10 protein-coding genes and 1 riboswitch are annotated in these 12,441 nt (G+C 44.2%); of the genes, 3 read left to right on the top strand and 7 right to left on the bottom strand.

The genetic code is table 11. The annotated features are described in order from the left end of the window. Positions 1–347: 347 nt before the first annotated feature. A complete protein-coding gene (gene arcA, locus JMA39_RS04895; RefSeq protein WP_012153996.1) occupies positions 348–1,064 on the bottom strand; it encodes a two-component system response regulator ArcA in 717 nt (238 codons plus the stop codon). 564 nt (positions 1,065–1,628) lie between these two features. On the opposite strand from arcA, the gene JMA39_RS04890 reads away from it, so the two are divergent. The 3 genes from JMA39_RS04890 to JMA39_RS04880 all read left to right on the top strand — a co-directional run bounded on the left by JMA39_RS04890 (position 1,629) and on the right by JMA39_RS04880 (position 5,084). Further along, positions 1,629–2,057, top strand: a complete 429-nt coding sequence (locus JMA39_RS04890; protein WP_202720697.1) for a DUF3293 domain-containing protein — start codon at positions 1,629–1,631, stop codon at positions 2,055–2,057. 170 nt (positions 2,058–2,227) lie between these two features. Beyond that, positions 2,228–2,410: riboswitch (Lysine riboswitch) on the top strand. Between the two features lie 145 nt (positions 2,411–2,555). Continuing rightward, positions 2,556–3,941 carry a lysine-sensitive aspartokinase 3 gene (gene lysC, locus JMA39_RS04885; protein WP_202720696.1) on the top strand — a complete coding sequence of 462 codons (1,386 nt, stop codon included), beginning with the start codon at positions 2,556–2,558 and terminating at the stop codon, positions 3,939–3,941. A gap of 36 nt (positions 3,942–3,977) precedes the next feature. Beyond that, a complete protein-coding gene (locus JMA39_RS04880; RefSeq protein ID WP_202720695.1) occupies positions 3,978–5,084 on the top strand; it encodes a succinylglutamate desuccinylase/aspartoacylase family protein in 1,107 nt (368 codons plus the stop codon). 72 nt (positions 5,085–5,156) lie between these two features. Here the strand turns inward: JMA39_RS04880 and JMA39_RS04875 are convergent, their stop codons facing one another. The 6 genes from JMA39_RS04875 to JMA39_RS04850 form a co-directional block, all read right to left on the bottom strand. Further along, positions 5,157–9,008 (bottom strand): S8 family serine peptidase, encoded by a 3,852-nt coding sequence (locus JMA39_RS04875; protein ID WP_244999871.1) that lies wholly within the window; start codon positions 9,006–9,008, stop codon positions 5,157–5,159. Between the two features lie 212 nt (positions 9,009–9,220). Beyond that, entirely contained in the window at positions 9,221–9,682 is a 462-nt protein-coding gene (gene asnC, locus JMA39_RS04870) for a transcriptional regulator AsnC (RefSeq protein WP_012275918.1), read from the bottom strand. A gap of 277 nt (positions 9,683–9,959) precedes the next feature. Then, positions 9,960–10,637, bottom strand: coding sequence for a bifunctional tRNA pseudouridine(32) synthase/23S rRNA pseudouridine(746) synthase RluA (gene rluA, locus JMA39_RS04865; protein ID WP_202720694.1), 678 nt, complete (start codon positions 10,635–10,637; stop codon positions 9,960–9,962). Positions 10,638–10,743: 106 nt separating this feature from the next. Next, on the bottom strand, positions 10,744–11,034 hold the full coding sequence (locus JMA39_RS04860; protein WP_202720693.1) for a hypothetical protein: 291 nt from the start codon (positions 11,032–11,034) through the stop codon (positions 10,744–10,746). A 39-nt stretch (positions 11,035–11,073) separates the two neighbouring features. Then, complete coding sequence (locus JMA39_RS04855; RefSeq protein ID WP_202720692.1) at positions 11,074–11,634, bottom strand: class I SAM-dependent methyltransferase; 561 nt, start codon at positions 11,632–11,634, stop codon at positions 11,074–11,076. Further along, the gene (locus JMA39_RS04850) at positions 11,594–12,004 is read right to left on the bottom strand and encodes a hypothetical protein (RefSeq protein WP_202720691.1); all 411 of its coding nucleotides are present in this window, start codon (positions 12,002–12,004) and stop codon (positions 11,594–11,596) included. The genes JMA39_RS04855 and JMA39_RS04850 overlap by 41 nt, the downstream gene beginning before the upstream one ends. Between the last annotated feature and the right edge of the window lie 437 nt (positions 12,005–12,441).

The following is a 12,441-nucleotide window of genomic DNA, read 5'->3' as shown; positions in this document are numbered from 1 at the left end:
GGCGTTTTTTGATTATATGAATTTAATATTAATTATCATTAATAGGTGAAATATTTTAGGCGGGGGAAATTGAGCCCAATTAATAACACTAGAATATTATACAATTTATATAATAACTGCTGATATCTATAATTGAGTGTTGTGAATGCCGGTGGAAAGAGAGACTACTCATGGTGTGAATATTGCCCTCTGCCTGCTCTGCTTTATTTAAATGCTCTAAATTATTTATGGGTATAGTTTGAAAACCTTGATGCTAGTGATACAAAATATAGCCATAAAAAAAGCCAGTCAATCGACTGGCTTTTTATTTGCTGCTGCGCTAGCAGTACAGCTTGAAAAGCTTAGAATTAATCTTCTAAGCTACCGCAGAAACGGTAACCTTCACCGTGAATAGTTGCGATGATTTCTGGCGTATCTGGCAAGCTTTCGAAGTGCTTACGGATACGACGGATTGTTACGTCAACAGTACGGTCATGTGGCTTAAGTTCGCGGCCAGTCATCTTCATTAGAAGGTCTGCACGGCTTAGGATCTTGCCTGGGTTTTCAACAAAGTGAAGCATCGCGCGGAACTCACTGCGTGGTAGCTTGTATGACTCACCTTGTGGGCTTACTAGAGAACGGCTGTTGATTTCAAGGCTCCAACCGTTGAAACGGTAGAACTCAACTGCGCTTTTCTCTTCTGAATCTGTCCCTGTGCTATTAACGCGAGTTAATAGGTTACGAGCACGGATAGTCAATTCACGTGGGTTGAATGGCTTAGTGATATAATCATCTGCACCAATTTCAAGACCTAGAATCTTGTCTACTTCGTTATCACGGCCCGTTAGGAAGATTAGACCGATATTATTAATTTCACGAAGTTCACGAGCTAGTAAAAGACCGTTTTTGCCTGGTAAGTTAATATCCATAACGACCAAGTTAACTTTGTTGTCTTGCATAGCCTTATGCATTTCAGCGCCGTCATTGGCTTCCGTTACCACATATCCTTCTGCTTCAAAAATACTTCTAAGTGTGTTTCTTGTTACTGCTTCATCTTCAACAATCAGAATGTGCGGGTTTTGCATATTAATTACCTAATCTCTGTCAATTCTAACCATGAGTATAATAATATTTATACTCCATCTAGTTATGCTGATAAATCACTGATACACGTAGGTGCTTTCAAATTTGGTTCGAAACAGCAACACACTGCATGATAAGCAAAGTATGGGTATCTCACATATGGAAAAACGTGAACTGTATAAACTTCGATTAACAATTGTAGGAAAAAGTTCCTTAACTACCGTTTTTTATGGAGTTTAAATGTTAAGTCAAAACATAGATCACATTTGATACAGCTGTGTGGATTACTCTTCTATCTGTTTCAGATATGTGTAACAAAATGTGTTCGTTACATGTATACAGTATGAGTCAATCAACAAGCCTTATTGTACTCGTTTTAGGCATTTGTTAACAAATGAAATGTTAACAAAATTCCTCTACGATATGATTTAGATCACTTTTTGAAAATTATGTCATTGATTTTATTGAAAATGGCTAATTTCCAAATAGTGACCTATATCACGATGCTAGGAGGCGCTTACGAGTTTGCTATAATAATTGCACCTAAATTGGAGAAATTGTTAGCAATGAATGACTCTGTTGAAACCCTGTGGCGCTATTATAAAGAAACTGAATTTCTGCTTACTCAATCCCTGTCCTCGCAGCTATCGTTCGCTATTATCACTGCCCATAACCCCAGAGGGGAGGTTCTGACCCCTTGCCAAAATGGTCTTTTAGACCGCCAACTTCAACATGAAATATACAGATTGGGCTTGCCTTATCGCGCAATGATTGGCTCATCTCAGGATAGGAAGCATATGGAGAAGAGCTGGGTAGTGGCAACCGATAAGGCGTCGGCTATCGAGCTTGGACGCCTGTTTAATCAAAATGCTATTTATTATGTTGAAGCGGATAAGCTACAGCTCGTACCTTGCTTACTGGCGAAAGAGGAGGCCTTTCTTGGTGCCTTTTCGCTTAGAGTTAATAGAGTGCAGGAGTTTCCTGATATTGTTTGATTATTGTTCAGCTGAGCAGACCTTTTTGCATGGTTTTCGACCTGAACTTGTATAAAACTAAATCAGTTTATATTTACGTTGACTTGATTGGTTATTTTTTGATATTTTTTGAACTCTTATTTTGTATACAAAGCAGCTATTGTTTTAGAGAAAACGGCCTTATACAAAACAAGTACAGAAGAGGAGCGCTAACTAGGTAGTAAGTTTGAGGGGACCAAGACCCTGTGATGACTTATGAGGGAGATTAGCGCCGAGATATTCATAGCCATTTGGTCTGGCTTGAATGTTGGTTGTTCAGGCTGAATCCTGTCGATTGTCACCTAGGTTTATTATGGTGGAGAGCTTCTGGTGACGATCGCTTTGTCCCATCTTTTGGGGTGCAATCAATAGCACCAGGCTCTTCGAACGAAGTTAGTTCGGAGCTTATTTCATGTTAGTTATTCAAAATACCCATTTCTGCGTGTGTCAGCCATCTCTAATTTGTATGGAGGCGGTACTGTGTCTATAGCATCAGAATCTGTAACATATGTTTCTCAGTTAACTGTCGCCAAGTTCGGTGGCACGTCGGTGGCCGATTTTGACGCCATGCAGCGCTGCGCCGATATTATCATTGCTAATCCACAAACCCGCGTAGTGGTAGTGAGCGCATCGAGTGGTGTCACTAATCAATTAGTCGCGCTCACTCAGGCTGAAACCAGTAGTGATGAGTCAAAGGCGCTGATCAAGAAGATCGCCTCAATCCAATATCAAATTTTAGATAAATTGGGTAACCCTAGCGATGTGGCCGCAAAAATTGATCGCACCCTCAGCCATATCTCGACTCTCGTGGAGCGACTAAAGCTGACTCGCGACAAGGCTGTAATGGATGAGCTCTTATCTCAAGGTGAGATGTGCTCTTCAATATTTTTTGCCGCGGTATTGCGAGAAAAAGGGGCGAGCGCATCGGCTTTTGATGTGCGCCAAGTCCTTAGAACCGATAGCCATTATGGCCGAGCAGAACCGCAAATCGAACAAATTGCTGAATTGGCGCAAATCCATCTTCAACCATTACTTGCTGAGCAGGTGATAGTGACTCAAGGTTTTGTGGGCGCCGATAGTGAAGGTCACACCACAACCCTTGGCCGTGGTGGTAGTGATTACTCGGCGGCATTGCTAGCCGAGGCACTGCAAGCCTATGCGGTTGAGATCTGGACCGATGTTGCGGGGATCTACACTACTGACCCTCGACTGGCTCCCAATGCGAGCCCGATAGCCGAAATCAGCTTTAACGAGGCTGCCGAGATGGCGACGTTTGGTGCCAAGGTTTTACACCCTGCAACCATCTTACCTGCGGTTAGGCAAAAGATTCAGGTCTTTGTTGGCTCAAGCTGGGCACCAGAGCAGGGTGGTACTTGGATCCGCCATAAGGTTGAAAGCGAGCCTGTTTATCGCGCCGTTGCGGTGCGCCGCGATCAAACCCTACTCAATCTACACAGCTTACAGATGCTACATGCGCAGGGCTTCCTCGCCGAGACGTTTGCGACTTTAGCTCGGCATAAGATCAGTGTCGACTTGATCACCACCTCAGAGGTTAACGTTGCACTGACATTAGATAAAACGGGTTCTGACTCAAGTGGGCAAGGCTTGTTAAGTGAGGCACTGCTGCAGGAGTTATCTCAGCACTGCCGAGTGCGGGTCGAAGATGGTTTGGCTCTAGTGGCGGTGATCGGTAATAACATCGCCTCGACCGCGGGAGTGTGCCGCCGGGTATTTGAAGTGCTAGAAACTTACAATGTACGCATGATCTGTCAAGGCGCCAGCCCCCATAACTTGTGTATCTTAGTGGATGAATCAGAGGCGGCAAATGTGATTCGCGCCCTGCATGAAAACCTATTTGAAGCCTAGATAACAGATAGAGATGAGCTGGGAGCCGAGTCATTGATGAAATTTACCCAAACTAGCCTGAAGGTAGGCGAGTTGGCTACGGGGCAGGAGCTGAATGTGCCTGTTTACCAACTTCCTGCACAAGACCTGAGTGCGCCAAGTGTATTTATTCAAGCCAATGTGCATGGTGCTGAGGTGCAGGGTAACGCAGTAATTTTTCAGCTGATGAAGCTGCTGGAGACAATGGACGTTAAGGGGGAGGTAACCTTACTTCCCTTGGCTAATCCGTTAGGGATTAATCAAAAAAGCGGTGAGTTTACCTTGGGGCGCTTCGATCCTATCACTGGCGTTAACTGGAATAGAGAGTATCTCGATCATCAAGTTGATGTGGCAAGTTGGTATCAAGAACATGCTCATTTAGATGACAAGGCGTTGATTCAGGCATATCACTTGCAGTTAATTGAGTCGTGTCAGGCGCACCTTAACAGTGAGTGGGGCGTGACCACGGGAAAACGTCTTGCGGTAACCTTGCAGTCTATGGCTCATGCTGCCGATATTGTTATCGATCTGCATACCGGCCCTAAGTCCTGCAAGCATATGTATTGCCCTGAATATGATGTCGCTTCAGCCGCGTTTTTCTCCATTCCCTTTACTCTGGTGATCCCCAATGACTTTGGCGGCGCCATGGATGAAGCGGCGTTTTGTCCTTGGTGGCAGTTGGCTGAATACGCACAATCACAGGGGCGAGTTTTAGATGTACCTGTGTCGGCATTTACCTTGGAGTTAGCCAGCCAAGAGCGTATTGATATGAGTGATGCCCTTAACGATGCGCAAGGGATCTTGGCTTACTTAAGCCATCGCGGCGTGATCGACGATAAGGTTGAGCCGGCAAGAATGCCAAGATTTGGCTGTTATCTGAAAGACTATAAGAAGTTTCACGCGCCAACGGCAGGCATGGTTGAGTATAAGGCTGAGCTGGGGGAGCCATTGCAAGAGGGTGAGGCCTTAGCAAATATCTTAAGGCTGGATCTGTATGGCACAGATAAGGAGTTTACATCGCTCTATCTTAAGCAAGACTGTGTGCCAATCCTGCATTTTGCCTCGGCTTCAGTCTATCAAGGCACAGAACTCTACAAGGTAATGACTAATCTGTTTGAGCTGTAGTTTATTTATTAGATTTTAGCGACTAAAAAAGGGAGCCAGTGGCTCCCTTTTTTAGTTAATACTTAGTGATTATTACTTATTGCGGCGACGTAGGCCTGCAAATGGTAGAAGTACTAGTGCTAACCATCCTAGTGAACCACCTGAAGATTTCTCTTCTTTAGCTGTTACTGAGATTGTTGCAGTCGCTGTTTCACTCGACAACTCACCATCAGATGCAATAACAGAGAATACGAGATCTTGAGCTCCTTGTGGCGCAGTAAACGAGATAGACTCGCCACCATTAGTAAACTCTACATCTGTTCCTGCTGTTTGCTCCCATGTATAAGTTAAGTTATCACCATCAACATCTTGACCGTTTGCTTTTGCTGTTACAACAAACCCTTCAGTGCTCGTCATACCTGATGGGCTTACAGTTGGTGCGTCATTAACATTAGTTACGGCAATATGAACTTGAGTCGCTTCGTTAGTATTTTCTTTTTCATCTTGTGAAGTGTAGCTAAAGCTGTCTTCACCAAAGAAATCTACGTTAGGAGTATAAGTTACTGTGCCATCATCACTTACAGTCGCTTCACCATTTGAAGGCTCGTCAACTATTTTGACCATGCCTAATTTACCTGCAGGAACGATATCGATAAGACGTTGAGCATGTGCTGTCATACCGTCACCCGTCACTGAAGCTCGTGCAACTTTCTGACCACCAATATCATTATCAAGAACATTAAATTCTGCCGTACCTTCTTCTTCCACTTCTACCATATCGGTATGACCAGCATTAAAGGTAGTTGATTCGACCATATAGTTAATCTCTACACTACCAGCAGCTGTGTTCGTTAAATCAACAAAGTCATTTGTAGCGACACTATTACCTTCACCGTTGTAGTGATAGGTTGTGCCTACTGTACCACCGATGTTTTCTGCACCAATCGTTAGGTTTGCAGGCATATTTGGAACAGCGAAGTAGTTAAATGACACCGTCTCATTATCACCAGTTCGGATCCAAGTGCTAAAGCTATACTTGTCACCAGATGCATCATCGTATAATTGAGCATCTTTCCACTCAACGACAATCCACACATCGGTTCCAGTATTGACAAATTGGATACCTAGTTGTCCACCACCAGTATCGGTTTCACTGCCATCAGATAGATCAAAATCAGACCAGAATGGCGCTAGGATGTTGTTTGGATTAGCGCTATCTGGTAACTCTTTATTGTTCCAAGTTCCAGATGTACTGCCACCACCAACAAGCGCAATACCATTATCTGAAATGGTAATTTGTGAGTATGTAGCTCCATTGTATTTGTATTCAGGAGTGTTGAATGTAAATGACTTTTCGTCACAGCCATTATTACAGGCAGGTACATAAGCTAAATCAAGATCAAAGATACTCGGGAAAGTACCTGTGCCAGTCGTTGTGCCCATTTTAGGAAGGTTAAGCTTACCAACCCAAGTGATCATTCCTAGCTCTTCATTGACGTCCCGACCATTTTCAGTTGCACCAGTTGGTGTGATAACGACATCATCGGCTGAAGTCAGCTTGGTACCTTCTGGAGCAAAGGCTGTAACTGTGACAGTATTTTGAAAAACAGTGTTATTTACAACGGCTTTGATTGGGAATTTATCGCTTGCTTCAATATCTGTAGCACTTGTCATTGTCGAGATAAGCGATGAGTCGCTTGATTCTTTTGCCATAACAGCAAGAGGAAGGTGCGCATCTTGTTTACCTTCATCGCTCTTAATCATGACGTTACCGAAGATCCAAGAGCCATATTCAGTAAATGTAGAGTCAACAGTAACAGTGAAGGTAGCTGATGCACCAGCTTCAAGTTCTAGTGATGTTGGTGAAACAGTAATGCCTGCACTATCTGTAGATGCTGATAGTGTCCAAGCCGTTTTCTCATCGCTCTTGTTATAAACAGTACGAGTAAATGTGCAAGGTCCTACACATGAATCTGCAGCAATGGAAGGCTTATCAAATGTTAATACCGCTTTAGCTGCAGCATCTAAATCCATGCGACCAGCGCCCATAGCGAATGGTGATGCAGGAGTTACCGCGTCATCATCTAAAATACCATCCATTTTAGCTGTTGAGGTTAGAGCTGTTTTAATATCGTTAGCAGACCACTCTGGATGCAACTGTGTCATCAATGCTGCAGCACCTGCAACATGTGGACTCGCCATACTTGTTCCAGAGATCATGTTGAAGTCTTCACCGCCATCATCTGGAGAGTAAGCTGACAAAATGTTTGTGCCTGGTGCAGCCAAGTCTGGCTTTAGAATATTTTCATTACCATTTGGACCGCGTGAACTTGAGGCGGCAATAGTATCGGCTAATGACTGAGCTACTATGCGCTTAACTTCCGCTGAAATTGTGCCAGATGAGACTTCTGAATCTAAGATTCCTTCACCATCTTCTTGTGAAATCATTACAGAAGCTAGCGTTGCATCAGGCATATACATGCTGATTGGTGCGCCAGGTTTATTGTTGTAAACAACCATGGCCTCTGCGCCTGCAGCTTGTGCATTTGCGGCTTTATCAGCAAAAGAGCAAGATCCACGAGAAATGAGTGCGATACTGCCCTTAAAAGCATCAGCATCAAATGCTGTGCAACCTTCAAAGTTGTCTGAGTTAACATTTATTGAAGCAATAATTGGCAGGGCAATATCGGCTTCTAGCAACCCATTATTGCCTTCAATAGCAAGTAGGTCTTCACCACCCGCATTAAAGCTATTAGCAAAGAATCGGCCAGTTGTACTATTTGCTACACTAATACCAGATTCGATACATGCAGGACAGCCAATTGTTTTAGCTCCGTTACCATCATTGCCCGCAGCAGTGACTACAACGATACCTGCAGCTTCAGCAGCTTCAAACATTGTCTTATATGGACTGTTTGCGGGATCGCCACCCGCTCCGCCCCCCCAAGAGTTGTTAATGACGTCTGCACCATCGTTAACAGCATGTTCTAGGGCTTCCATCAACATAATGTTAGAACCTGAACCGCCGGAGCAATCAGCTTTAGAATAGAGTGCTTTATAAGACATCAAGTATGCTGCTGGAGCAACACCTGAAAGTTCAACATCAACGTCTTTAAAAGTAGTGTTAACTTTGTTACCTACAGCTGTACCTGCAACGTGAGTACCGTGACCACCAAAGCCTAATGGACTCATATATTCGTCGGCACATACTGGGAATGTTGGTTGTGACCAACGCGCAACGATCAATTTGTTATTACAAAAAGTTGTATCAACAGTTGAACAGTAATCATCAGTAGGCATCGCCCCTGTTGGTGCATCAAAACCATCATCTGCAAACATGGGGTTTTCTGGTCGGATACCGCCATCGATAACTGCAACTCTAATGCCTTTACCAGCATTCTCCATACCTTCAACGGCAGTCCACATTGCTTGGCTATTGATAACCTCAAGGGATGCGTCCATGTTTATCTCATACATGGCTTCCGGATAAACAGCTTTAACACCAGGAATAGCCATTAACTGCTCGATAGATAAGCCTTGCCCAGCAATCGTGACACCATTAAATAGTGTTTGAAATTGACGCTCCACTACAGAGTTTGCAGATATTTGTGAAAGTGCAGACGCAAATTTATTCTGTTCCTGTACAAGGTGACTTGCGTAAGATTTAGCTTCAGCAGAGTGAAGATCTACTTTTTGCCCCTTCTTTGTCGGAGTGGTAGCTGTAAATGAAGAGCTCCCACCTTTATACATTGAAAGCGCGGGAGACTCTAATTCAACAATAAATCTTTGAGGTGCTACTTGACTGGGAGCTGATTGAGATTTTTTGTATTGTTCAGCGGATAGGATTTCAGGCGCATAAGTTTTTGCAGTGTATTGAGTATTTGCAGCTATTGCGGTGCTGGAGAGTAGCGCAGCCGAAATAGCGATAGATAATTTAGTTTTCACAACGTTTTCCTCGTCAATTTGCCTAGACCTACATAGGCGTGGTCATACTTTTATTATTTTCTTGCTTTTTTAGTTCCCCGAACGAGTCGGTTGACAAGGTTGTAACATAAAAAGCTATAATTGATAACAGATGTGTCAAAAAAAGTGTTTTGTAACTGTTTTTGACACATTTAGATGCAATGATTAATACTTCTAACTTATTTCTATTCGTTTTAAGGCTTAACTGCCCGTACGATAGGGTTTTGTAAACTAATGAGTGTTTCGGTCGATTGGATCTCATCGATAGATTGTATACGATTAATCAATACATGCTGCAGTCCGTCGATAGACTGGCACATTACCTTTACAAATACACTGTAGTTACCAGTGGTGTAATAGGCCTCAACCACCTCTTCTAATGCATTGAGCTTTGAGATGGCGGCTGGGTAGTCACCGGCGCTCTTTAAGTTAATACCGATAAAACAGCATACATCGTAGCCTAAGGCTTTAGGGTTAACGGTAATTTGTGCCCCAGTGATGATGCCCGCCTGTTTCATCTTCTCAACGCGAACATGGATAGTTCCCGCACTGACGCCGAAGCGTTTAGCCAGCTCGGCGAAAGGCGTTCTGGCTTCTTTCATTAAAGCAGACAAGATTTGGTTATCGAGAGAGTCTCTTTGAAATGGGGCTTCCATAATAAATAGGTCAATTGCTTATTGGTTAGTTAAGCAATTTACGGATTTTTTGATGAATATTCTACTGGTTTATGGAAGAAGTGCTGGAGATGGCACACCTTCTATCTCGGCGGCGCTGTAGAACTCGCTATTTTGCACACTCCCTGTCACGGAAGGAGTGCAGTGCTTAAAGATGAGGTTGTCGAAAAGGGGGGATGCGGAGGGTTACCGAGCGATTAGCGCCAACGACTAAGTCGTGTCTTGCTGGCGCTTTGCTTTAAAGCGTTCTCAATCAGTTTTACTGCTCGCCCTCGGCATTCATAAAGGGGGCATCACAGCTAAAGGTCATTCGCTCTTTAGTGTAAGGGTGAGTAATAGTGAGTGACTGAGCATGTAGCAAAAGACGTGGAGCGAGTCTTTTTGCTAATGGGTCGGCATAGAAGTTATCGCCTAAAATTGGGTGTCCTAGGGCCATCATGTGTACTCGTAGCTGATGGGAGCGTCCAGTAATGGGGGTTAGTTTAACTAAGGTTGAACGTTTGCCATAGCTGATCACTTCATAATGAGTCTGTGATGGCTTACCTATCTTATGATCCACCTTCTGTTTCGGGCGATTTGGCCAGTCACAAATCAGTGGCAGGTTAATCGTGCCATGGTTCTGTTTGACGTGACCGGCGACTCTAGCATAGTAGGTCTTCTCGGTTTCTCTGTCTCTGAATTGACGCTTAAGCTCTGATTCTGCGCTGCGCAGCAAAGCCACCACGATAACGCCGGAAGTCGCCATATCTAAGCGGTGGACGATTTTAGCGTCTGGGAATTCGGCCAACACCCGAGTGTAGGTACTATCTGCATGAGCAGGATCTCGACCCGGCACAGAGAGCAGCCCCGATGGCTTATTAACGACCATAATGTCTCTGTCTTGATGTAAGACTTCAAGCCAAGGCGTAGTGGGAGGAGAGTAGACGAAATCAGTCATGATTGAACCTTATTAAAAATGCGCGGCAAAGATACCTCTTTGGACGTTCTTCATGCAAGCAGATTCGAGATAATCCAACGTAGCGCCAGTTATCGCTTGGGCTGAATTAAGAAAAGCCTCGGCCGTTAACATGCATGATGGCAAAGGTCCAAATTACAAATGCCAAGGCGCAGTGGATCAAGGCGTAGAAGGATTGGTCTAGGCGTCCCATACTTCTGGCATCCCAGATCAGATAGACATGTAGCAAGATGATGATGGGAAACAGGGCTAACAGTGGATACAGGCTCAGAACGCTGGCATCGCCAAACACTAACCGACTTAGCAGTGCCCAGATAACCATAAAGCCTGTGATGATAGGGGGAAGCGCAATTCGATATTGTTCTGGATAGGGGAACATAGCTGGCCTCCATTTCATGCTGTTTTATCGCAGTTGCAATTAAACTGGTGGTTTTTGAGCGATAAGCTGCGCCTTATAACTCGCCGTAGATAATTCAGTGAATAGATCTTCAGCGTAATGGAGTGTGTGCCAATTGGCAAATAATGCTTTTAATTCACCCGTTTTAAGCAGGAAGTTGGGATTTTTAGGCCGACCGATTTGTGCTTGTTGCTCGGTAAAGGTCTCGTAAATAATTATTCCGCCAGGCTTGATGCTATCCATTATTTGCGCGAATAGCGGTCGGTGTAGGTAGTTAAATACCAGAACAATATCATAGTGCTCAGTAGGGAGCTTCGGCGCACTACCATCTTCGAGATCCCACTCGAGTAACTCGATGGGGCTAGGGTCATTAGCTGTTACATCTAGCCTTGATAGGTTTTGGTCAAGATAACTCACATGGCAGCCTTTATTGGTAAACCATTGACCATTACGGCCGCTGCCACAGGCAAGGTCGAGTACCTGACAGCTGGGGGCGAGGTAGTCGTTCAGCGCTGAAAACTGAGTGATCAGTGCAGCAGTGTTAGCCTTTAACTTCTTTTCTTCCACCGATTCTGCGTCCATGTACTACTGAGAAATGTCTTAGCCCTGCTGGGCCGTGGGATACGACTACTGATAATAACACGATAGCGATAAGCAGCTCAGGCTTGTAGGTGGCAAAGGGAATAAATAAACCGAGCAAACCGAGCTTTACTAGGGTCAGCACCCCCTTTAGCTGGATTAGCCACTGCCAGTCACGCACTATCTCCCAAGCCATCATGGCCGCGCCAGTGCTCATGGCCATGATCCAGTAGACCAGCCATTGTTCCTGAGGTACGTGCAGTAAAATGCCACCACCAGCCCCGGTGATCCCCAATATATGCAAAGCGCGTAGGGCGGTCTTAGAAAAACGTTGGATCATAAATTGTTTTTCTGTGAGTTCTTTTCTGGCCATATTTAAGGAGTCTTGTGCTACTAGGTTGCTGTAAATCTTATCAGGAAATGGCTATTTGAAAAGCATTGACAGATCACAAGCCTAGTTTAATGGCTGTTTTGTTTATTTTGAAGGCGATAGCATTGGCTATACAGTAAATTTGTGAAGCAGATATCGATACCTATTTATAGATAGTGGTAGGCTAGCAAACATATGCTTACTCCTTGCTGTTATTGATATTTTTATGCTCAGTCAATAATGGCTTCGATCTGAATGCTTAAGAGAATTTATCCTTAACTCCTTAGCAAAGCCTTCAGAATAAGCTGGAAAGCGAGCTGTCAGGAGCTCGCTTTTTCTTTGTCTAAAAACTCCCTCCCATTAGACATAGCTCCATGGCCTACAAGACAAATCTGCCAATATCACATACACTGGTTACGGTTTTTCCTTCTCATTTAGGT

Origin of the sequence: Shewanella schlegeliana (assembly GCF_016765635.1) — a bacterium.
Lineage (GTDB): Bacteria > Pseudomonadota > Gammaproteobacteria > Enterobacterales > Shewanellaceae > Shewanella > Shewanella schlegeliana.
Note: the sequence above shows the minus strand (reverse complement) of the source record. Positions and strands in the feature narration are given on the sequence as shown.

Coding starts and splice junctions, on each gene's coding strand:
- arcA (WP_012153996.1), bottom strand. CDS start 1,064: ATGCAAAACCCGCACATTCTGATTGTTGAAGATGAAGCAGTAACAAGA.
- JMA39_RS04890 (WP_202720697.1), top strand. CDS start 1,629: ATGAATGACTCTGTTGAAACCCTGTGGCGCTATTATAAAGAAACTGAA.
- JMA39_RS04880 (WP_202720695.1), top strand. CDS start 3,978: ATGAAATTTACCCAAACTAGCCTGAAGGTAGGCGAGTTGGCTACGGGG.
- asnC (WP_012275918.1), bottom strand. CDS start 9,682: ATGGAAGCCCCATTTCAAAGAGACTCTCTCGATAACCAAATCTTGTCT.
- rluA (WP_202720694.1), bottom strand. CDS start 10,637: ATGACTGATTTCGTCTACTCTCCTCCCACTACGCCTTGGCTTGAAGTC.
- JMA39_RS04860 (WP_202720693.1), bottom strand. CDS start 11,034: ATGTTCCCCTATCCAGAACAATATCGAATTGCGCTTCCCCCTATCATC.
- JMA39_RS04855 (WP_202720692.1), bottom strand. CDS start 11,634: ATGGACGCAGAATCGGTGGAAGAAAAGAAGTTAAAGGCTAACACTGCT.
- JMA39_RS04850 (WP_202720691.1), bottom strand. CDS start 12,004: ATGGCCAGAAAAGAACTCACAGAAAAACAATTTATGATCCAACGTTTT.